The organism is Aquamicrobium zhengzhouense (assembly GCF_016124105.1).
Taxonomy (GTDB): Bacteria; Pseudomonadota; Alphaproteobacteria; order Rhizobiales; family Rhizobiaceae; genus Aerobium; species Aerobium zhengzhouense.
This window is the reverse complement of the sequence record NZ_JADGMQ010000003.1, coordinates 225,909-248,247: the sequence shown is the minus strand read 5'-3', so window position 1 is coordinate 248,247 and position 22,339 is coordinate 225,909. Positions and strand designations below refer to the sequence as shown.

Here is a 22,339-nt window from a genome sequence, read left to right as displayed (position 1 = left end):
ATGATTACCAGCGCCGCAAGGCGCTGGTAATCAACTTGAAATGCTTTCGTAGCAGCGAAATGTCGACGACATCGACCATCGGATCGAGGCTGTCGTTGCCAATTTTCGCCAGATACAAAGGAACCAGCGCCGTCGGCAGGTATGCGCTGACCAGTGCCGGTGGCAACCCTTTCGCATCAGCTTCGAATTGAACGAAATGTTCGTGCGCAAGCGCCGACATTCCGGCGATCGCTCGACGCGCGCCTTCAGGATTCTCGCCGGTCAGAAACTCCTCCCGGCTGATGCCTGCCGCGCCCAGAATTTCGGCCGGGATGTAACACTGCCCGCGAGAGCGGTGAATTGGAATCAGCCTCAAGAGTGAGGTTATCGCAAGTGCGCATCCGGCATGTCCTGACGCGGCAGCATAGCTTCGCGCAGTCACCGGATCGAGAATTAGCGCTGCAAGCTGAATCACCGCCGACGCCGTCTCACCGCAATAGCCTTCGAGGTCGCTGCGAGAGGGCATTGGATCGTCATAGAGGTCGAAGATCCGAGCCTCTAGATAATTATCGAACGCTGCCAGTGGAAGGCGATGTTCGTGGACGACGCGCAACAATGCCGTTGCGATCGGATGACCCGCCGCATCGGGATCCCCACTCTGCAGCGTATCCCGCCACCATTGGACACGGATCTCACCTGGCATGGGATCATGGATCCGGCTGCGGATCGCGGCTATCTCGGCATTGAATAGATACAGCGCCGCCAAGGCTTCACGCTTCTCTGCCGGCGCGTACAGCACCGAAATATAGCGATCTAGATCATTCTTGCGCAGGTCGGGAAGAAGCGACGCGGGCGTCTCTGTCATCTCACTCAACCGCTATCAACGCTGCACCGACTGCGCGGTCCTCGGCCAAGAGAACGTTGTAAGTCCGCACCGCCGAGCCCGTCGACATGGGCTCGACTGACACGTTGAATTGTCGCAACCGCTCGCGGACCGTCTTCGAAAGTGGCACCAGATCGATCCCGGTCCCCACAAGAAGGATATCCAGCTCTCCTGCCTCGGCAATGACCTTTTCCAGATCCTCTTCGGTAAGCCCACGACCACTCGTTACAGGCCAGCCGTGGATGCCCGATGGCAGACAAAGAATCGAGCCGCGATGAGACATGTCGGCGAAACGGAACCCGCCGTTTCCGTAGGCATCAATCGGAGCGCGGCCCGGATAATGGGCCGCGCGGATGATCAAACCTTCCTTCATTGAGGATCATGCCACCTTGGTAGGAGCAACACCGGCGGTATTCGACTTTTCGTCGGTGCTCTCGGCGAAAATACCCGGTCGAAGGTTGAAGAGGTACAGCATCGGGCCCGCCACAAAAATAGACGAGTAAGTTCCGATCAGCACGCCAATCAGAATGGCGAGCATGAAGTCAGCGATGACTTCGCCACCCCACATATAGAGCGTGGCAAGTGCGAGAATCGTCGTCAAACCGGTGAGGAAAGTTCTCGAAAGCGTCTGATTGAGCGATAGATTCAGCAAATCCAGGGTCGGCATTTTCTTATATCGCCGCAGATTTTCTCGAACCCGATCGTAGATAACGACCGTATCGTTGATCGAGTAACCGACGACCGTAAGGATGGCCGCGATACTGGCGAGGTTGAACTCCATGCCAAAGACCACGTAGAGGCCGATCATCAAGATCACGTCGTGCAACGTCGACACGATCGCTCCCAAACCGAACTGCCACTCAAATCTGATCCAGATGTAGATGAGCATCGCAATCAGTGATGCTGTAATGCCGATGGCACCAGACCAGGCGAGTTCGGACGAGACAGTTGGGCCGACCACCTCTACTCGACGGAACTCATATTCATCGCCAATTGCGCCGCGTACAGACTCGACGGCAGCCTGCTCAGCCATATCCTCGTCGCCGTCCTGCGATTGAACACGAATCATCAGTTCGGCGTTGCCAAATTCCTGAACTTGAACTTCGCCGATTGCCAATTCGCCCAGCCGGGCACGTACATCACCCGGGTCAGCCACGCCGTTCTTCGCCTGGACCTCAATCAGCGACCCGCCGCGGAAGTCGATGCCGTAGTTCATGTTGCCGGTGAAGAACATCGCGATGATCGCGATGCAAGCGGCCGAAGATACGGCGAAGGCGACATTGCGCCAGCGCATCAGTTTCACCTTCGGCTCAAGAGGAAGCACGTGCACGAGGCCAGCCGGGTAGTCAGTCGGGCGCGTACGACGCAGCCAGACGGCGATCAACCAGCGGGTTAGAGTGAAGGCGGTGAAGACCGTGGTGATAATACCGATCCCCAGAGTGACGGCAAAACCACGGATGGGACCGGTGCCCATATAGAACAGGATGCCGGCTGCGATAAGCGTCGTGACGTTAGCGTCAACGACCGCGGCAAGTGCGCGACGGAACCCGGAATCAAGCGATTGGATCAGCGACCTGCCTTGCGCCCTCTCCTCACGAACGCGTTCGTAAATGATCACGTTGGAGTCGACAGCCATGCCAAGTGTAAGGGCAATACCTGCAATGCCGGGCAAGGTCAGCGTAGCGCCAAGCACGGTCAAAATTGCGATCATCATAGCGAGGTTTGCGGCCAAGCCGATGCTCGCAAGCGCCCCGAGCTTTCCGTAGAAAATAATCAGGAACGCAAATACCAGCATCGCTGCAACACCGGTCGCAAAGGTACCAGCCTGAATCGAATCCTGCCCCAGGCTTGGTCCAACGGTGCGCTCCTCAATAATCTGCAGATCGGCGGGAAGCGCGCCGGCGCGCAGAAGGACCGCCAGGTCATTCGCGCTCTGAACGGTAAAGTTGCCTGAAATCTGCCCAGAACCACCAAGAATCGGCTCGCGGATTTGCGGAGCGGAGATAACCTTGTTGTCCAGGATGATGGCGAACAGGCGACCAACGTTCTGCTGTGTAGCCTGGCCAAATCGTGTTGCACCCTGATTGTCGAAACGGAACGATACAACAGGCTCGTTCGTCCGCTGATCAAAGCTGGTTTGCGCATCTACGAGATTTTCGCCGGAGACGATGACGCGATTCTCGATGATGTACGGAATCTGCGACTCATCGTTCGACATCATAACCGTCGTGCCAGCGGGAGCGCGGCCGTTGAGCGCCTCCTGTGCCGGCATTGACTGGTCGACCATCTGGAAGGTCAGCTTGGCGGTTTGGCCAAGGATGTCCTTCAGGCGCTGCGGATCTTCTAGGCCAGGCACCTGAACAAGGATTCTATCCGTTCCCTGGCGCTGAATGATCGGTTCAGTAGTACCAAGCTCGTTAACGCGCCGATTGACCACCTCAACAGATTGGTCGACCGCAGTGCCAACGCGGTAATTGATGCCCTCATCCGTAAGGGAAAAGCGCAGCAATCCTGGCTCCGGCTCCGTCATGGCAACCTCGGTTACCGTACCGGCTCCAAGAAAACCTGCCGAAACCGGTGCCGTGAGGTCGGCCAGAGCAGCCTTTGCAGCTTCAACCTGGCTGGCGTCGCGGATACGAACCTGGACAGCACGCCCGGTTCCGGAGAGCCCGGTATAACCGATGCGTGCATCACGAAGCTTGGTGCGGACGTCATCTCTCGCGGCTTCAAGTCGGTCCCGGATAAGATCTTCCCGATCCACCTGCAACAGGATGTGAGATCCACCCTGAAGGTCGAGACCCAGCGTAAGCTGTCGCGTCGGGAGCCAGTTCGGCATCGACGACAGGACCGACTGTGGCAGGAGGTTCGGTAGCGCTACGATGATACCGAGAAGTACGACCAACCAGATCGATACCGACTTCCAACGCGAGAAATAAAGCATATTAAAACGTCCAATACAGACGGAGCGGCACGGGTACCGCTTCTGCCTTGAATGAGGTTATTTCTTGGCGTTCTGGTTTGCCACCGGCTCGCCCTTGACGCGAACGTCCGCGATGGTGCCGCGAAGCGCCCTCACAGTGACGCCATTGCCAAGATCAACTTCCAGCTCGTCGTCAGCAGCCTTCGTCACCTTGCCGATCAGGCCGCCGCCCGTGATCACGGTATCGCCACGGCGAACTGCCGCGAGCATCTCGGCGCGCTTCTTCATCTGCTGGCGCTGAGGCCGGATGATCAGGAAATACATCACAACGAAGATGAGGATAAACGGAAGGATGCTGACAAAAATGTCTGGGCCGCCTGCCGCAGTCTGGGCGTATGCCGGGGTGACAAACATGGAAATCTCCTGAAACGAAGGTGATAAAGGCCGGCCGAACCGCCCCTGAAAGGTGGCCGGAATATAATGTCTCACGGTTTCAATGCAACCGTGCCTGCTTCGACCCCACGCCTTTTAAGGCATTGAGACGCATGATAGACCCTCAGCCGGTAACAATCGATAAGCACGGAAATATTTGCATGAGCACCGCCCTGCCCGAGACGCTGGAAGAAAAGATCGACAAATTGATCGCAACGATCGCCCTTCTTGCTCCGCGCGAACCGCAGCCCAGCGATCTCTCGGCGGCCGATTGCTTCGTATGGTCAGCTGAGCTCGGCGCGCTTGAACCGGTGCATCAGGTCAACCGCGTCGACATCTCCCTTATCAAGAGCGTCGACCGGGTTCGCGATATCCTGGTCGAGAATACTCGAAGATTTTCTCGGGGATTACCGGCGAACAACGTCTTGTTGTGGGGTGCCCGCGGGATGGGCAAGTCATCGCTGGTCAAGGCCGCGCATGCTGCAATATTGGCTGAAAGTGCGCCCGATCAGCCCCGACTGAAGCTGATCGAAATCCATCGCGAAGACATTTCGTCGCTGCCCAAGCTTCTCACCATCCTCAAGGGCCAGCCGCAGCATTTCATCTTGTTCTGTGACGATCTCTCGTTCGATCATGACGATGCCTCCTACAAATCCCTCAAGGCAGCGCTCGATGGTGGTGTCGAAGGACGGCCGGAAAATGTGATCTTCTACGCCACCTCCAACCGTCGGCACCTATTGCCGCGCGACATGATCGAGAATGAGCGGTCAACCGCAATCAACCCGGCTGAGGCCGTCGAAGAGAAGGTTTCGCTATCCGATCGGTTCGGCCTGTGGCTCGGTTTCCACAAATGCTCGCAGGACGAATATCTCGAAATGATCGACGGCTATGCAAAGCACTTCGGTCTCAAGGTCGGTGCTGACGAGCTGCGTCGTGACGCGCTTGAGTGGGCAACCACGCGCGGGAGCAGATCTGGCCGAGTTGCATGGCAGTTCGTACAGGATCTGGCCGGTCGGCTGGGTCACCGGCTGGAAGCATAAGCGAGACAGGTGATCCCGAATAGCAAAAAGGCCCGCGCGATGCGGGCCTTTATTTTGCAGGTGGTCCGGACTGGAGACGAAACGGACACCCCTACATTTGTTCGGTTCGCTTACTCGAGGTACTTCGAAGGATCGACCGGCGTGGAATCCTTCCGGACTTCAAAGTGCAGCTTCGGCATTTCTGCCGAGCCACTCATACCGGCCAACGCAATATCTTCACCACGACGGACCTTCTGACCCCGCTGAACCTTCAGCTCGCTGGCGTGGCCGTAGACGGTTACCAGCCCGTTTTCGTGCCGGACCAGAACCGTATTGCCGAATTCCTTAAGACCGTCGCCGGCATAGATCACGACACCGTTTTCAGCAGCCTTGATCGGCGTGCCCGCCGGGACTGCGATATCAATGCCATCGTTTTTCTTCGCACCTGAAGCGCTAAAGCCGCTGATGACGCGACCGCGGACCGGCCAGCGCATGCTGGAGATGCCGGTTGCGTTCGGAGCCGGCGTTGTGCGGTCGATTGCCGCCTGCTGGACTGGCAACTCGGCCTTCTTCGGTGGAGTATAGGTCGCAACTTCCGGCTTCGGCGTTTCGGGCGTGACCGCAGCCGTCGCTGGCTTCGGTGCCGCTACTACCTGTACGGGGGCACTAGCTGCCCCGGCTCCCGGGATCGTCAGCGTCTGCCCGATACGGATGTTGCCGTCGGAAAGGCCATTGGCTCGCTTCAGTGAATCCACGCTGACCTGATATTTCCGTGACACCGAGTGGAGCGTGTCGCCGGACGCAACCTTGTGGACGTTGCCAGCAGCAGCGGCCTGCGCGCCGGACGCGACCGACTGCGTACCCAGCTGTGCTGTTTGTGTCAGATTGGTAGACTGATTCACTACCCGGCCATCAGGGGCCTTCGTTGGCGTAGGAACGCGTGCGACCTGATCCGTCTGCCCAAAAGCACCCGACGCGGTGGACGGACGCGATTCCGCGTGTCGAGCCGCAGGCGGGACGGCGGGTGCAGGATCAAGGCTGCTGCGCATCACCGGTGCCAGTGCAGGTCCGGCTGAGACGGGCGATGCGGGCGCTGAATAAACCGGCTGCGGGGCACTGTTGTTTTGCCAGCTGTTCTGCGATGGCGCTGCTGCGTACTGCCCACCGAGATCCTGCCGTGGTCGTGGAGTCAGCCGGTTCAGCAAGCCGCCCTGCCGTGGCGCCGATGAAATCGAACCGGTTGCGGTCGGATCCACGCCATACGCGGATCCCGAATATTGCTGATTGGAAACGCTGGCCTGCGGACCGGCCAGGTCCTCGAAGCGCATTGCTCCCGAACTGCATCCGGCGGTGAGACCGCCAATCAGGATGACAGCGGCTCCGCGCAACAGAACACGGCGGTTTTGGCCTGAAACTGCGAAACCCATCACACTACCCGCAACACTCGATACCAATGAATGGTTCGATTAAAGCGCGTTAATGTTACTGGGCCGTTAATCCGAGGAAATGAATGTTTACAGACTGCGTACCGTAGTCAGATCGCGGCAGCGATGCCTGATGCAATCGGCTGAAGGCGGACATTTGCAACGTTTTCACGTTCGAACCTGCTGCCGGTCTTCGTAAGCTTCTCCAGCGTCTGGATGCCGTCTGCCGGACCGATCGGTGCGATCATCACACCTCCGGACGACAATTGCTCCACAAAACCACGCGGCAGCGATTCGTAAGCCGCCCATATAACGATACGATCGAACGGCCCCTCTGCCGCCGCACCGTTTGTCCCATCTGCCTGGCGCACGAGGATATTGGAAATTCCAAGCGTTTCGTGGCGTTGACGCGCGGCATCACACAGCGTGCGGAAACGATCCAGCGTCAGGACGCGGGCCGATAGCCTGGACATGACGGCAGACGTATAGCCCGAGCCGGTCCCGACCTCGAGGACCCGCGAACCAGGCTCAAGGTTCAGGAGTGAAATCACCCGCATCTGGAGGTCGATCCCCTCGATCGCCTCACCGCACTCGATGGGAATCGAGCGCTCGGACCAGGCATCGACGCGCCACTGAGGCGGCACGAAGGACGAGCGAGGCGTTGCCTCAACTGCCGCCATCAGATCTCGATGGTTCAAATTGCTGCTTCGCATCCGCAGCAGAAATGCCGCAAAGCGTTCGCGTTCCGCCTCGTCCATTGTCAGCTCTGCTGGCGCGCTGGCGCCTTGGCGAGCGCATTGGCAATCTGGTCTTTCACCGCATACGCCGTGAGATCCATGTGCAACGGTGTCACCGAGATCATGCTGGCACGAAGCGCTGCGATATCGGTACCATCGCGGATCTCACCAGGGTCACGACCAAAACGCAGCCAGAAGTAAGGGAAGCCCCGACCATCCTTGCGCTCTTCGAGCCAAAGCCCATGCGAAAGCTTGCCCTGATCAGTCACGGCTACACCCCTCACCTCATCGGGGTCACAATTCGGGAAGTTCAGGTTGAGGAACACATTCCGTGGTAGGTCGAGCCCAATCAGCTGACGCAATACGTGCGGAGCATGCTCTTCTGCCGTTGCCCAATTCACCTCACGACCATCTTCCGACAAGGAATAGGCCTGGCTTAGCGCTATTGACCTGATACCCAGCAAAGTGCCTTCCATCGCGCCGGCGATCGTTCCCGAATAGGTCACGTCATCGGCAACGTTGGACCCAGCATTTACGCCGGACAGGATCAGGTCAGGTGGCTCTGGCAGCAGGTGCCGCACGCCCATGATCACGCAATCCGTCGGTGTTCCACGAACGGCATAGTGCCGCTCGCTGACCTTGCGCATCCGCAGTGGCTCGGAAAGCGAAAGCGAGTGCGCGAAGCCTGACTGGTCAGTCTCCGGCGCAACCACCCAAACCTCGTCGCAAAGCTGGCGCGCAATCCGCTCGAGAACCTGAAGGCCCTCTGCGTGGATGCCATCATCATTGGTCAGCAAAATGCGCATCAGGCTGCCTCAATCCGGGTAACGCCGCCCATATAAGGCCGCAGGACATCAGGGACGCTAATGGAGCCATCATCGTTCTGATAGTTCTCCATCACAGCAATCAGAGCGCGACCAACGGCAACGCCGGACCCGTTGAGGGTATGGAGATATTGTGGCTTGCCGTCCGCTCCGCGATACCGCGCATTCATTCGGCGCGCCTGAAAATCCCCGCAGACGGAGCAAGATGAAATCTCACGATAGGTATTCTGACCCGGCAACCAAGCCTCGATGTCGTAGGTCCTACGAGCACCGAATCCCATGTCGCCGGTGCAGAGAACAACGGTCCGATAGGGGATCCCTAGGCGCTTCAATACAGTCTCCGCGCATTCCGTCATCCTCTCGTGCTCAGAGAGAGCCGTCTCTGCATCAGTGATCGATACCAATTCGACCTTATAAAACTGGTGCTGACGCAGCATGCCCCGGGTATCACGCCCAGCGGATCCAGCCTCGGAGCGGAAGCACGGCGTGAGGGCCGTAAAGCGCAGCGGCAGCTTTTCAGCCCCTACAATCTCTTCGCGTACCAGATTCGTCATCGGCACTTCAGATGTCGGGATCAGCCCCAGCCGACCATCACCATGGGGGGTAAAGAACAGATCTTCCTCGAATTTCGGCAACTGGCCAGTACCGAACAAGGCCTCGTCACGGACCAGAAGCGGAGCGACCACCTCCGTGTAGCCGTGTTCGCTCGTGTGAAGATCCAGCATGAACTGACCAAGAGCACGTTCAAGACGCGCAAGCTTTCCGGTCAGAACGGTAAAGCGCGAACCTGACAATTTGGCCGCCCTTTCAAAGTCCATGAAGCCGAGGGCTTCACCGAGCTCAAAGTGCTCCTTTAACCCTTCTCCCTGGCGCGGGTCACCGAATCGCCGAATCTCGATGTTGTCGTTTTCGTCTTTGCCGACGGGTACGTCATCTAGGGGCACATTCGGGACAACGGCGAGCGCCTCTGTGAGAGCGCGATCCAACTCGCGCCCGGTTGCTTCACCGCTTTGGACAAATGCCTTAAGCTCCGCCACCTCGCCCTTAAGCTTTTCAGCCAGCGCGAGATCCTTGGCCCCCATGGCCTTCCCGATCTCCTTGGACGCAGCGTTCTGCCTTGCCTGCGTGTCCTGCAGCTTTGTCAGATGTGTGCGGCGTGCTTCGTCGCGCGCGATAAGATCCGCGACGATCGACCGTGCCGAATCTGCCGACTGCCCGCGCTTCTCCAGCGCTTCGGCGAGTGCCTGCTGATTTTCGCGGATCCATTTGATGTCGAGCATGATGCGTCCAATTCCTGTCGTCAGCCCTCTTGGGAGCAACCAAGGTGGGTAAACAACAAACCGAATCTTCGCAAGACTCTCGGCCGCAAGAGGCACAACGGTGCAGACGGCAATTGAGAAACAAGCCCAGTTTTTGCTGCGGAATTACACCCGCAGCAAAAGCCAGGCAGAGTTCTCACTGATCATGTCGTCGGTTCAGCCGCTTCAGCTTCCCGCGCCAGTCGTTCCTTTTCACGCGTCTTTTCGATGCGGCGGCACAAGATGATCGAGATTTCGTAAAGCAGTATCGTAGGAAGCGCCAATCCGATCTGGCTGACCGGATCGGGCGGAGTGATCACAGCCGCCACGACAAAGGCAATGACGATCGCCCATTTGCGCTTATCGGCCAGAGTTTGAGCCGACAGAAGGCCGACCCGCGCCAGAAGAGTGGTTACCACCGGCAGCTGGAACACCAATCCGAACGCCAGGATCAGCGTCATGATCAGTCCAAGATATTCCGAGACGCGCGGCAGCAGCTCGATCGTCACTTCATCATCCGGGCCGATCTGCTGCATCGCCAGGAAGAACCACATCACCATCGGGGTGAAGAAGAAGTAGACGAGCGCCGCACCCAACAAGAACAGGATGGGGGCAGCAACTAGGAAAGGCAGAAAGGCCCGTCGTTCATTCCGATAGAGGCCCGGCGCCACGAATTTGTAGAGCTGGGTTGCAATCACCGGAAACGCCAGCACAAGACCACCGAACATTCCTAGTTTGATCTGGGTAAAGAAGAACTCCTGCGGCGCCGTATAGATCAGATTGACCCGCCCGGTATCGAGCCCTGCCCACTGGGTGGCCCACTGGAATGGGAGGACCAGCAGGTTAAACAGCTCCTTCGCAAAGAAGAAGCACAAAAGGAATGCGAGGAAAAATCCAGCAAGCGACCAAATCAGCCGCTTGCGCAGCTCAATGAGGTGCTCGATCAGCGGTGCCGAAGACTGCTCGATCTCGTCTTTATCTGCTGAAGTCACGATTTTGCTCCGCCGGCATCGGCCTGTTCGCCTGCGGCTACTGACTGGGTGTTTTCAGGAGGCAGCGCGTCGCTAGCCAAGGCCTCTGGGGAGGAAGCCGTGGTAGCTGCCGCTGAATTCGCTGCAGCAGTGGCGGCCGTCGCGGCGGTGGCCTTGGCTACCGCCGCCTTCATCGCTGCCGCGGCTGGCGTGTCTCCCGATTCATCCGCCTGAGCGGCATCCGCAGAGGCGTCGGTAACCGCTGACGTCTCCGGCTTCATCGCGCTATCGAGCCCGGCTTTTACGTCCCGGGCTGCCTGTTCCATTGGCGATAGCGCTTTCTTTATCTGGCTTGCCGGGTTCAAGCTGCGCGCGTCGTTTGCGAGTTGCTTCAAATCGTCAAGCTCGGCCTCTTTCATGGCCTCATCGAACTGCTTGCGGAAATCATTGGCCATGACGCGCAATTTCGCAGTCGTCTTGCCAAAAGTCCGCAGCATTCCAGGCAATTCTTTGGGGCCAACGACGACGATGACCACAATTGCGATCACCAGCATCTCGCTCCAGCCGATGTCAAACATCGCTTCTCACTCCGACGCAGAAAAGGTGGGCACGAGCCCTTAGGACGTCTTGCCAGCCTTTTCCTTGGTCGACGCTACCGTCTCCTCAGGGCGATGCTCAACCGTCTTCGGCTCGTCCTCGTCGGACATGCCCTTCTTGAAGCTCTTGATACCCTTAGCCATGTCACCCATCAGTTCCGGGATCTTACCACGACCGAACAGAAGCAAGACTACGACCAGAACGATGAGCCAATGCCAGACCGAAAAAGTACCCATTTGTAACTCTCTCTCGAATGTTTCCCCCGACCGGTCGAGCCAGCCTAGGATTTGATCTATGCGCTGTTGTCGCTTCTTGCAAACACAAGCACATCCGTTTCACGTATCGTGAGCCAAATTTCCCGATCGTCACCGGACAAAGCGCCGCACCTGACACGCGCTCTAACCGGTACTTCCGATCCTGGAACAGCCAGCTCAACCAATTCTATCACTCCAAGAAAACGGCGAGATAACACCCTGGCCGGTATTTCGCCGCTCTTCTCCGATATATCGAACGCGGACAAACGAAAGGCGACTGATGCGGCAGTTCCGTCCGACAGCCCGTTTGCCGAAAAGCGTCCCAAGGGAGTTTCCACGACCCCGTTTTGCGCTCTGCCCTCGAAGACGTTCAGTTCCGAAAAGAAGCCTGCAGCAAACAGGTTCGAAGGCTGGTTGTAAAGCTGCTGGGCCGTGCCAACCTGGACGAGGTTTCCGTCCTTCAACAGCGCAATTTTGTCGCCAAGCCGCATAGCCTCCTCGGCATCATGCGTAACAACTATGGCGGTCGCGCGACTGCGGCGCAGGATTTCGAGGGTCTCGGCGCGGACCATGTCCCGCAGACGCGAATCGAGGCCGGAAAACGGTTCGTCCATCAACAGCACGGCCGGGCGCGGAGCAATCGCACGCGCCAGCGCGACGCGCTGCTGCTGTCCGCCGGATAATGCCTGCGGATACGCATCTGCATAATGGGCCAGACCGACGCGCTTAAGCGCGTTCATTGCCTCGCGCCGTGCCTCATCTTTCGAGAGCGCAGTAAGTCCGAAACGCACGTTGTCGATGATGCTCAGATGCGGGAAAAGCGCGAAGTCCTGAAAAACGAGGCCGATTGAACGCTTTTCGGGAGGAAGAAATACCTCGGGTCCAGCGATCTCGCGTTCGTTCAGAAACAGGCGTCCGCGTGTCTGCCCCTGCAGACCCGCCGCAATGCGCAACAATGTTGTCTTCCCAGAACCAGAGGGACCCAAGAGGCAAAGAACCTCGCCGGCATCCGCGGTCAGAGAAACATCATGAAGCGTGGCCAGCCCGGGCAAAAATTCATGACTGATATTTTCGAACCTGAGCCGGGCGGCAAAAGACACCCCCGCTGTTACCTGAACCGATGAAGAATTCGCAGCCACTCGTTACCGACCCGTCTGGCCTACCGGTTATGTGGAAGACCAACCTTGGTCAATCATCCATGGCGCGAGGTGTCAACAGCCCTAGCCCCTCAAGATCGAGATCCTCAAGCGGGTCCTCATCGTCGGTCAATGCGTCATGATCCACAGGGGGTTGTGGGATCGCGAAATTGGCTGGCATCCGAGCCGACAGCAGACCCGCCCCTTTAAGTTCGTCGATACCCGGAAGATCACGTAGCTCTTCGAGACCGAAATGGTCAAGAAATACGTCAGTCGTGCCGTATGTAACTGGCCGGCCCGGCGTCTTCCTTCGCCCCCGCATACGAATCCAACCGGTCTCGAGAAGCGTATCGATCGTTCCCTTTGACGTTTCGACTCCGCGAACTTCCTCGATTTCCGCCCTTGTGACTGGCTGATGATAGGCAATGATCGACAAGACCTCGAGTGCCGCTCGAGAGAGTTTCTTTTGTTGCACCGCGTCTCGGCTCATCAGGAATGCAAGATCACCAGCAGTTCGAAACGCCCAGGCGTCCGCGACGCGCACAAGATTGACGCCCCGACGCTCATACTGCCGCTGAAGTTCAAGGACGACTTCGCGAACCTGGGCCCCTTCCGGCAGACGCTCAGCGAGCGCTTTTTCGGAGACAGGCGATGCGGATGCGAAGATGATTGCCTCCGCCATACGAACCGCTTCGAGGATATCAGTGTGGAAGACAACATTCCCATGATCACCTTCCTTGTCGAAAGGAATGATCTTGGCGCCAGTGTCATTCATCAGCCCCCTCCCCCGTTCGAATAGGATCGGATCGGCGCTCTCGCAGGTAGATCGGTGAAAACGCACCGTCCTGCCGGACCTCAAGCGTCCCATCCCGCACCATTTCGAGACTGGCCGCGAACGAACTCGCAATGGCAGTAGCCCTTTGCTCCGGCTTCGTGGTCCAACGGAGAAGAAAGTGATCAAGCGCCGTCCAGTCGCGGACCTCGCCAATCATTCGCGTCAATAACTCGCGCGCCTGCTTCAACGACCAAACACCTCGCTTCGCGATCTGAACCGTACTGACTGCCTGGCGCTGGCGCTGAGCGGCGTAGGCTGTCAGAAGATCATAAAGCGTGGCGGTGTATTCGTTATGCTTTTCGATGATCACCATCTCAGGCATTCCACGCGCGAAAACGTCTCGGCCCAACCGATTGCGATTAACCAAACGCGCTGCCGCGTCACGCATGGCCTCCAGCCGCTTCAGCCGGAACTGGAGGACCGCTGCCATCTCCTCGCCGCTCTCGCCTTCGTCGTCCGGCTGCTTGGGTATGAGCAGCTTCGACTTCAGATAAGCGAGCCACGCCGCCATCACCAAGTAATCAGCGGCCAGTTCCAGCCGCATGCGACGCGCCTGCTCGATGAATAAGATGTATTGGTCGACCAGCGCACCAATCGAGATCCGAGCAAGGTCGACCTTTTGCGTCCGTGCCAGATGCAAAAGTAGGTCCAGCGGACCTTCAAAGCCATCCACGTCCACAACCAGTGACGGCTCGGAGATGCCTGGCTTCTCCTCTTCGTCACTCCAGAGCCGTTCCATCGGAACGTCAGCTTTGGATGCTGTCGTGGACAATGGCTGTTCCTATGCTACCGCCTCATACAAGGCCGCGAACTCTGCGCGCACTTCTTCTTCAACTGCAGTGTCGATTACGTTCAGCCCCTGCAAGGCAGCCGTCGCGCGACGCAAGGCCTCGCCTGAAAGAACCGGCGTTTGCGTCGCCACCGCCTTCATCTCGTCCATCAGGCCGTTGCAATGGAGGACGACATCACAACCGGCCTCGAAGATCCCACGGGTCCGCTCTTCGAAGTCGCCGGAGAGGGCCTTCATCGAGACGTCATCGCTCATGAGCAGCCCGTCAAATTCCAGCTCGCCGCGGATGATCTCGTTGACGGCACGTGGAGAGGTCGTAACCGGATGGTCCGGATCGATGGCCGTATAGACAACGTGCGCCGTCATCGCCATTGGAGCATCGGACAGAGCCCGGAACGGCGGAAAATCATGCGTCCGTAACTCGTCAAGCGTCGCGTCGACGACAGGCAGGTTGAAATGGCTATCGGCAAATGCGCGTCCGTGTCCCGGAATATGCTTGATTACCGGCAGCACTCCCCCCGCCTTCAGTCCCTCCATGGCGGCTCGGCCCATCACCGCAACGATACCCGGCTCCTTGCCATAGGCACGGTCTCCGATCACGTCGTGCGCCCCCTCTACGGGAACATCGAGTACCGGGAGGCAGTCGGCAGTTATTCCGAGTTTGCGTAGATCGAACGCATGAAGCCGCGAGACCAGCCAGGCAGAGCGGAGTCCGGCATTTGGGTCGCGCTGATATAGCGCGCCGAGGGCCGCCCCCGCGGGGTAGTTTGGTGCGAGCGGCGGACGCAGTCGTTGGACCCGCCCTCCCTCTTGATCGATGAAGACCGGAGCATTCGGGCTGCCGGCACAATCGCGCATCGCAGCCACAAGCTCTCGCACCTGCTCAGCGTCGACAATATTGCGCGCGAACAGAATGAATCCCCAAGGCCGCTGTTCGCGGTAAAAGGCAATTTCCTCGGATGTCAGTGTCGCGCCGGACGCGCCGACGATCATTGCTTTTGATTCGCTCATGACTCGAATCATATCTGGAAGCGAGACATCGTGCACCCGACTGTCCAGCGCCGTCGGGGTTGGTCCACAAACGAGAAAGGCCACCCGGAGGTGGCCTTTCTGAAATTCCGCACAGATCAGCGCGAGACGAAGCAGTTGCCTCCCGCCGATTTGTAGCGGGTGCAAAGCTGAATTGCCTCATCGCGGCTCGTTGCCGGGATACGCACGCGATAATAAGTACCGCGCCCTTCAATGTCGGCTCGAACGATGTCAACGCCCCTGCCCTGAAGGACGCTGCCATATCGGCGCGCAAGGTCCTGATAGGCAGCCTGCGCACCTTCGACTGTCGGCTGCGAGGCGATTTGCATCGACCAACCGCCCGATGCCTGACCTGCTGATGCTGCTGCGGCGGGCGCAGAGACTGGCGTAGGTGCCGGCGCTGGTGCCTGAGCAACCTGCTGCGAGGCGGCGGGACGCGGCTCGACGCGCGGCGTGGGCACAACCGCTACGGTCGCCGGAGTTTCGACATCGACCCCACCGGCATCCGCATCGGAGAGCGAGTTTGCACTCTCCACGAGCGGGACGCCAGCTGCGGGAGCTTCCATCACGGAAGTCGCCGCATTCTGTGCGGGAGCTTCAGCGGCTGGAGCGACCTCCTCGCGAGGTACGAGCGTCCCGTCTGGCCTTACGACCATCGTGCGAACCCGGCGCGGTGCTACCGCTGCGACTTCCTCGGCGACAGTTGACTGGGCAGACTGGTCAGCCGGATCGATCCGATCCTCGGACTTCGGCTGTCCCATGATAGCTGCGAGTTCATCGCTGCCGTCATCCACCGCTGCAACGTCTTCGTCGGCGCCTTGATCATCAATGCCGGGAGCGAGGACATTTTCAGCCTCAGCCTGCCGCAGGACATCCACCGGCTGCTCGGAGGTCGTGATCAGCCGTTCCTGACCAGGCACGGTTTCGCCGCTTCCGGTCACGCTCTGATAAACCTTGCTGTTCTGGTTCGGAACGGTGGTTCCACCGGGATTTTCCGGACGAACCTTTATCGGTTCCCCATCCGCAGCCACGAACGCCGGACCATCCGAACCACCACCAAAGAACGAAGCGCCCACGACTCCGATCACACCAATAGCCGCAACACCGGCAACGGCTGCCGCGAGCATCGTCCCGCGGCGGCGCGGAGTGGATTGCGCTCGCCTGCCTATGTAAGGCGCCGGCGCAACCTCTTGATCTACCTCATTGTCGAAGTCAAAATCCTGTTGATCCATCGGTGGTGCAGACAGCCAACGTGCCTCTTCCTCCGCCAACTCCCGCGGAGTTGGGCCGTCAAAATGCTGTGCGGCAGCTTCCGTCTGCGACGAATGCTCGACGTCCTGCATCTGATCCATGCTTCGAGCAAATTCGCTCTCGAAGGCATCGAAAGGATCGGCAGGCGGAGGCGCAGCCTCATATTCGACTTCCGGGATATCCAGGTCATCGACCAGTCTCGGTGCGGGCTCGAGAACCTCGATGGTCTCGATCTCCGGCGCCTGGTCCTTCGAAACGGCGGGAGCAGCAGTCCAGGATTGACCGAAGCCATGCTGAGATGCAGCTGCCGTCGCGGCCGATCCGTATCCACCTGCGGCCTGCGGCGGGCTTCTTTCAAAGCCCGCGTTGTCAGACTGAGTTCGGGAGCCGAAGCTGGCTGCAGCCGCCATGCCGACCGCACCTGCGGCAAGGCCTGTTTGAGGCGCATAAGAAGGCATAGGCGCAGACGCCGGCTGAGCTGGCTCCTCGTTTATGCGAAGATCGAGGTCATCGCCAAAGATGGCGTCAAAATCCGGTTCCTCGACCGGGGTCGTCGCGGTCCGTGGGGCCGTCGACCATTGAGCATCAACAGAAGGCTCTGGCTCTGCCGGCTGCGCGCTATCATCGAGATCAAGCGAGAAATCGTCGAAAATATTTTCGAGCTCTTCATGCTCAACATCCCGTTCAGCGCTGGCCGTAGCCGGCGTGTAGCTTGGTGCGGACGGCGTTTCCGCGTTCTGGGTCGTCCCGAACGTATGGACTGACGGTTGCCAGCTGTCGCGCGGCTGAGCCGTCGTGCTTGCGACGACCGGTGCAGGCGTATCCTCACCGTTCAGCAGCGCTGTCAGTTCATCTTCGAAGCTTGGCTCCGCTGGGGCGATACGTAGCGACGCAGGCGCTGTCGGGAAGATCGAAGCGGGCGCGGCAATCGCAGGCTCCGGCTCGCGCTCAACCTCGCCGCTCTCATCGCTCAGATCGAGCTCAAATGCATCGAACGGAAAAACGTCTTCCGGCGCCGAAGGCGCGCTGCTGATCTGAGACGCTTCAGCCTGCGAAGGCTCTGCACCAAGAGCTGCTTCGTTTTCGAATTCGAACGGATCAAAGGAGAAATCGTCACGCGGTTCAGCATCCGCATGAACAGGCTCAACTTCGGGTGCGGCCCCGATCGGTTCTAAAGCTGCATCGTCTGCACGATCGAGTGTGAATGGTTCGAACGAGAACTCTGCGGGGGCATCTGAATCGATGTCCTCTGCCGTCACCTCGAATGTCGAAGCGTCTGCCGAAGCAGCATTCTCCGTCTTTTCAGACGACTCAAATTCGGCCGGCTCGAAGCTGAAGTCAGATGCGACGGCGGCACTCGTGTCGTCGTTGGCAGAAATCTCGGGCTCCAAGTCCGGAGTCTCTGCTACACGCTCGTCAGCAAGATCGAGTTCAAAAGGCTCAAAGCTGAAATCGTCTTCGAAGTCTGCAGAGGCCGAAGCGGCTTCGTCGTCGCGGGCCTCTTCCTCGAAAGGATGTGCCTGCGCGTCGAGTGGCGAATGCACCTCACCCGGCTCTGCAACCGCTTCGCTGTCGTCGTTGCTCTCGAGGCCACCAAAATCGAAGTCGAAATCCGGCTCTACGGCGGCAGAAGCTTCGGCACCAACAGGTTCAGGGGCCGTCTCAATGCTTTCGTGAGCAGCGACGACACTTGGCACCAGGGAAGGGTCAGACTGGACTGACGCAGCTTGTACTGGCTCTGCGGTCTCTTCGTCCGCAGCCGCTTCAGCCTGTTCCTCGGAAGGCACCTCGACGTTGAAATGTTCCAGATTTTCGAGCGGCCAAAGCTCGTCATCGTTGAGATACAGTTCGGCGGCAGTCGCGATCACTTCTTCAGGTGCAACCTGCACCGCTGTGTCACGCTCCTCCTCAAGGGAGCTTTCGGGAACAGCAGTTTCCTGAACCGTAACGTGAGGCTCCGCCGGAGCCATATCTGGCTCATCCTCTTCATCGGACTCGGTCGTGGCCAACAATTCCCGCGCAAGCAGGTCATCGAGGCTATCTTCCCAGGCCGTTTCGTCCTCAGGTGCACTTTGTACCTCAGGCTGCGAAACTGCCTCCTGCGGCTGTGTCTCTTCAACGTATGAGCTTGTGGTGGCCGGCTGGGAAACCGGGCTCTCCGGCCAAGCTACTGGTTCAGGGGAAGTTGCTACGAACTCGTCAGATGCAAGTTCGCCGAGCAACTCCTTCTCAAGGTCAATACCGAAATCTTCGACTTCCGGTGTAGCTGCTGTTTCGGCAGCTGGAGCCGCGGGAGCGGCTGGACGCGGGTCAAGGCCCATGATGCGCGTGAGCTCAGCGAATGGATCATCATCCAAAAACTGGCCGCGCGTGTTCTGATTGGTGTCTGCCATGCTTTTTCCCGCACTCGGACTCGATCGGACGCCGGCGACGTCACTAGGTTGGCGTTACCAAGCTAATGTGGGTAAACGGTGGCAGAACCTTCCGTGAACCTAGCGCATCTCCGCTGGTGCATCTGCACCGATCAACGCAAGGCCGGACGTGAGTACGTCCGAAACGGCCTGCACCAGTCCCAGCCTGGCGTGCGTCAATTCTGGTTCGTTAACCTTAATAAAGCGTAAGGCCTGGTTGTCGGTGCCACGGTTCCAATGCGAGTGGAATACCTGCGCAAGGTCGTACAGATAGAAAGCGAGGCGATGCGGCTCCATGGACTGAGCTGCTGACTCGATCAGCCGTGGATACTCAGCCAGCTTACGGATGATCGCAATCTCGCCCTCATCGACCAGCAGATGCGCAGCATCTTTCATCGTCTTCCGTTCGATCCAGCTTTCCCCGAGCTGCTCTTTCGCCTGCCGGAAGACCGAGTGGCAACGCGCCGACGCGTATTGCACGTAGAAGACCGGGTTGTCCTTCGACTGCTCCGTTACCTTGGCAAAGTCGAAGTCCAGCGGCTCGGTATTCTTGCGATAGAGCATCATGAAGCGGATCGGGTCGCGCCCAACCTCTTCGACCACATCACGCAGGGTCACAAACTCGCCTGCCCGCTTCGACATGCGCACAGGCTCGCCACCGCGGAACAGCTTGACGAGATTGCAAAGCAGGATCTCGACATCGACGGAGCCGCCCGACAGCGCCTTGCCGAGCGCTTCCATGCGCTTGACGTAACCGCCGTGGTCGGCACCAAGGATGAAGATCAGCTCTTCAAAGCCACGGCTGATTTTGTCCTTCATGTAGGCGACATCAGCGGCGAAATAAGTAAAGGCCCCGTCCGACTTCATCAGCGGACGATCCATGTCATCGCCAACCTCGGTCGAGCGGAACAAGGTCTGTTCGCGATCTTCCCAGTCTTCGCTTTTCTCACCCTTCGGAGGCGGCAGCTTGCCCTTGTAGACATGGCCGTTGAGGGTAAGGTCGGCGATTGCCGTGCGGATGGCGCTGCCATTGCCTTCATGGAGCGTGCGCTCCGAAAAGAACACGTCATGATGAACGTTGAGCGCTTCGAGATCCTCGCGGATCATCTGCATCATTGCATCGATGGTCCGCTCCTTGACGAGCGCCAAGGCCTCGTCCTCTGCCATCGACAGCAGTTTCTCGCCGAACTCTTTGGCCAGCGCCTCGCCGACCGGGACCAGATAGTCGCCAGGATAAAGCCCCGCCGGGATCTCTCCGATCTGCTCACCAAGCGCCTCGCGGTAGCGCAGCAGGACGGAGCGCGCGAGCACGTCGATCTGCGCGCCTGCGTCGTTGATGTAATATTCCTTGGTCACATCAAAGCCAGCGAAAGCCATGATGTTGGCAAGTGCGTCACCAACGACAGCACCGCGACAATGGCCAACATGCATGGGTCCGGTCGGGTTCGCCGAAACGTACTCGACATTTACCTTGCGGTTTGCGCCGGCCGTAGACCGCCCGTAATCCGTCCCCGCCTCAAGCATCTCGCCGAGCCGAGCCTGCCAGAAACCATCAGCAAGACGCAGATTCACGAAACCGGGTCCAGCAACCTCAGCCGCAGCAACGTCCGGGTCGGCGGCGAGGACGCCCGCGAGCCTCTCGGCCAGCGCGCGCGGATTCTCACCAACACTCTTGGAAAGTACCATCGCCGCATTCGTCGCCAGATCGCCGTGACTTGGGTCGCGCGGAGGCTCGACCGCAATTCGCGAAAGATCGAGTGAACCGCCGTCCTTCGGGGTCAACCCAAGCTGTTCAATCGCCTTGTTGATGCGCGACGCGAACTGCGTGAAAATATTCATGGTCAGCTATCCGGCTTTGATGCGGGAGAGGCCCTCAGGCCCGGAAATTCGCGCTTCGCCTAACCTAATTCGGGTGTATGGTCAAACAGACGCTTATGCTCGCGGATGGCGTAGGTGTCCGTCATCCCCGCAATAAAATCACCGACATCGCGTGCCTTGATGCGCTCTTCAGCACTGTCCAGCCCTTCCCGCCAGCCCTCCGGCATATCTCGGGGGTTGGAAAAATAATGCTGAAACAGGTCGCGTACGATGCGGTCCGCACCTCTTCGCGCTTCCATGACATCGGGGTGACGATAGAGCTTTGCGTACATGAAACGTTTCAACTCTTTTTCCGCAGTTCCCATATCCTCGGAGAAAGAGACGACCTGTTTCGCCGCATTATGAATATCGGCCACACTTTCTGGCTTGAGTTCTGCGAGGCGCGCGTTGGACGTTCCGATCGCGTCTTCAACCATCCTGGTGATTTGCCGCCGCATCAGCTCATGGCCAGTACGAACCGCATCGAGAGACGGATATTTGGCTCTGACTTCAGAGAGGATCTGGGCGGGAAGCGGCGTCTCCTCCAGCATGGAGAGCGTGAGCAAGCCCGATCTCAGGCCATCGTCAATGTCATGCGCGTCGTATGCAATATCGTCCGCCAGCGCTGCCGCCTGCGCCTCGACGGAGGCAAATTTTGACAGCTCCAGATCAAACAGCTCGTTGAAGTTTACGATCGTCATCGGAAGCTCGCCCTTCAGCGCGCGACCGTCATCGGTCGCAAGGGGGCCGTTATGCTTGACCAGGCCCTCAAGCGTCTCCCAGCACAGGTTCAGCCCGTCAAATTCCGCGTAGCGACGTTCGATCCTTGTAACGATTCGCAGTGACTGGGCGTTGTGATCAAACCCGCCCCAAGGCTTCATCATCGCATCAAGCGCGTCTTCACCAGTATGCCCGAACGGCGTATGTCCAAAGTCGTGGACCAGCGCGATCGCCTCGGCCAAATCCTCATCCACCCTCAGCGCACGCGCCAATGCGCGGGCAATCTGAGCCACCTCGATCGAGTGTGTCAGGCGTGTGCGATAATGGTCGCCCTCATGAGCAATGAAGACCTGCGTCTTGTGCTTGAGACGCCGAAACGCCGTGGAGTGGATGATCCGGTCCCGGTCGCGCTGGAACGGAGTGCGGGTCCGACTTTCGCCTTCGTGATAAAGACGACCTCGCGATTTCTCGGGGTCGCACGCGTACGGTGCACGGGGACGATAACCGAAGCCAATCCCGTCGAGGGTTCCTGATATTCCGATCACGTGATCCCACCGCTTGTTGACTTGGCTGTTGGCTGTTCATACCTATTGTGCAAATGCGAACGCAAGGTGATGGTTATGGGCGTCGATGCAAAGTCCGGCATGAAGAGCGTCGAAATGACCGACGCTGCGGCTGATCGTATCAAGAAAATTCTCGCGACGGAGCCTGGCAAGATTGCATTGCGCATTACCGTCGAAGGTGGAGGCTGTTCAGGGTTCTCCTACAAGATGGACCTCACCGACACCCGCAATGACGATGACGTTGCCATTGAAAAAAATGGCGCCACGGTGCTGATCGATGATCTGTCCCTCGTTTACATGGGGGGTGCTGTCGTCGATTTCGTGGACGATCTGATCGGTCAGTCTTTCCAGATCAAAAACCCAAATGCAGTAGCGTCCTGCGGCTGCGGCACCTCTTTCTCGATCTGAA

20 protein-coding genes are annotated in these 22,339 nt (G+C 58.7%); 2 read left to right on the top strand and 18 right to left on the bottom strand.

What is annotated here, in order from left to right:
- Positions 1–4: 4 nt before the first annotated feature.
- Genes IOD40_RS07330 through yajC form a run of 4 tightly spaced genes read right to left on the bottom strand, consistent with a single transcriptional unit; the run spans position 5 to position 4,196 of the window.
- On the bottom strand, positions 5–844 hold the full coding sequence (locus tag IOD40_RS07330) for a phytoene/squalene synthase family protein (RefSeq protein ID WP_198475849.1): 840 nt from the start codon (positions 842–844) through the stop codon (positions 5–7).
- 1 nt (position 845) lies between these two features.
- The gene (locus IOD40_RS07325) at positions 846–1,235 is read right to left on the bottom strand and encodes an Mth938-like domain-containing protein (RefSeq protein WP_198475847.1); all 390 of its coding nucleotides are present in this window, start codon (positions 1,233–1,235) and stop codon (positions 846–848) included.
- Between the two features lie 6 nt (positions 1,236–1,241).
- On the bottom strand, positions 1,242–3,803 hold the full coding sequence (secDF, locus tag IOD40_RS07320) for a protein translocase subunit SecDF (protein ID WP_198475845.1): 2,562 nt from the start codon (positions 3,801–3,803) through the stop codon (positions 1,242–1,244).
- A gap of 57 nt (positions 3,804–3,860) precedes the next feature.
- Entirely contained in the window at positions 3,861–4,196 is a 336-nt protein-coding gene (yajC, locus tag IOD40_RS07315; RefSeq protein WP_198475843.1) for a preprotein translocase subunit YajC, read from the bottom strand.
- A 179-nt stretch (positions 4,197–4,375) separates the two neighbouring features.
- Between yajC and IOD40_RS07310 the strand changes: the two genes are divergently transcribed.
- A complete protein-coding gene (locus tag IOD40_RS07310) occupies positions 4,376–5,254 on the top strand; it encodes an ATP-binding protein (RefSeq protein WP_198475841.1) in 879 nt (292 codons plus the stop codon).
- 110 nt (positions 5,255–5,364) lie between these two features.
- Here the strand turns inward: IOD40_RS07310 and IOD40_RS07305 are convergent, their stop codons facing one another.
- The 14 genes from IOD40_RS07305 to IOD40_RS07240 form a co-directional block, all read right to left on the bottom strand.
- On the bottom strand, positions 5,365–6,660 hold the full coding sequence (locus tag IOD40_RS07305; protein ID WP_198475839.1) for a peptidoglycan DD-metalloendopeptidase family protein: 1,296 nt from the start codon (positions 6,658–6,660) through the stop codon (positions 5,365–5,367).
- 107 nt (positions 6,661–6,767) lie between these two features.
- Complete coding sequence (locus IOD40_RS07300) at positions 6,768–7,421, bottom strand: protein-L-isoaspartate(D-aspartate) O-methyltransferase (protein WP_407649111.1); 654 nt, start codon at positions 7,419–7,421, stop codon at positions 6,768–6,770.
- Positions 7,418–8,200 (bottom strand): 5'/3'-nucleotidase SurE, encoded by a 783-nt coding sequence (gene surE / locus IOD40_RS07295; protein ID WP_198475835.1) that lies wholly within the window; start codon positions 8,198–8,200, stop codon positions 7,418–7,420. Before surE ends, IOD40_RS07300 begins: the two co-directional genes overlap by 4 nt.
- A complete protein-coding gene (gene serS, locus IOD40_RS07290; RefSeq protein WP_198475833.1) occupies positions 8,200–9,498 on the bottom strand; it encodes a serine--tRNA ligase in 1,299 nt (432 codons plus the stop codon). The genes surE and serS overlap by 1 nt, the downstream gene beginning before the upstream one ends.
- A gap of 182 nt (positions 9,499–9,680) precedes the next feature.
- Positions 9,681–10,508, bottom strand: coding sequence for a twin-arginine translocase subunit TatC (gene tatC, locus IOD40_RS07285; protein ID WP_198475831.1), 828 nt, complete (start codon positions 10,506–10,508; stop codon positions 9,681–9,683).
- Positions 10,505–11,065: a Sec-independent protein translocase protein TatB gene (gene tatB / locus IOD40_RS07280; protein ID WP_198475829.1), complete on the bottom strand. Its 561-nt coding sequence runs from the start codon at positions 11,063–11,065 to the stop codon at positions 10,505–10,507. The genes tatC and tatB overlap by 4 nt, the downstream gene beginning before the upstream one ends.
- A gap of 39 nt (positions 11,066–11,104) precedes the next feature.
- Positions 11,105–11,320, bottom strand: coding sequence for a twin-arginine translocase TatA/TatE family subunit (locus IOD40_RS07275; protein WP_198475827.1), 216 nt, complete (start codon positions 11,318–11,320; stop codon positions 11,105–11,107).
- Between the two features lie 56 nt (positions 11,321–11,376).
- Positions 11,377–12,477, bottom strand: coding sequence for an ABC transporter ATP-binding protein (locus IOD40_RS07270; RefSeq protein WP_198475825.1), 1,101 nt, complete (start codon positions 12,475–12,477; stop codon positions 11,377–11,379).
- Positions 12,478–12,526: 49 nt separating this feature from the next.
- On the bottom strand, positions 12,527–13,249 hold the full coding sequence (gene scpB / locus IOD40_RS07265) for an SMC-Scp complex subunit ScpB (RefSeq protein WP_198475823.1): 723 nt from the start codon (positions 13,247–13,249) through the stop codon (positions 12,527–12,529).
- The gene (locus IOD40_RS07260; protein WP_198475964.1) at positions 13,242–14,048 is read right to left on the bottom strand and encodes a segregation and condensation protein A; all 807 of its coding nucleotides are present in this window, start codon (positions 14,046–14,048) and stop codon (positions 13,242–13,244) included. Before IOD40_RS07260 ends, scpB begins: the two co-directional genes overlap by 8 nt.
- A gap of 42 nt (positions 14,049–14,090) precedes the next feature.
- Positions 14,091–15,110: a beta-N-acetylhexosaminidase gene (gene nagZ / locus IOD40_RS07255; RefSeq protein ID WP_198475821.1), complete on the bottom strand. Its 1,020-nt coding sequence runs from the start codon at positions 15,108–15,110 to the stop codon at positions 14,091–14,093.
- A gap of 116 nt (positions 15,111–15,226) precedes the next feature.
- A complete protein-coding gene (locus tag IOD40_RS07250; protein ID WP_198475819.1) occupies positions 15,227–18,772 on the bottom strand; it encodes an SPOR domain-containing protein in 3,546 nt (1,181 codons plus the stop codon).
- 99 nt (positions 18,773–18,871) lie between these two features.
- Entirely contained in the window at positions 18,872–20,629 is a 1,758-nt protein-coding gene (gene argS / locus IOD40_RS07245) for an arginine--tRNA ligase (RefSeq protein WP_198475817.1), read from the bottom strand.
- A 59-nt stretch (positions 20,630–20,688) separates the two neighbouring features.
- Entirely contained in the window at positions 20,689–21,903 is a 1,215-nt protein-coding gene (locus tag IOD40_RS07240) for a deoxyguanosinetriphosphate triphosphohydrolase (protein WP_407649110.1), read from the bottom strand.
- An 84-nt stretch (positions 21,904–21,987) separates the two neighbouring features.
- Between IOD40_RS07240 and erpA the strand changes: the two genes are divergently transcribed.
- On the top strand, positions 21,988–22,338 hold the full coding sequence (gene erpA, locus IOD40_RS07235; protein WP_198475813.1) for an iron-sulfur cluster insertion protein ErpA: 351 nt from the start codon (positions 21,988–21,990) through the stop codon (positions 22,336–22,338).
- Position 22,339 lies beyond the last annotated feature (1 nt).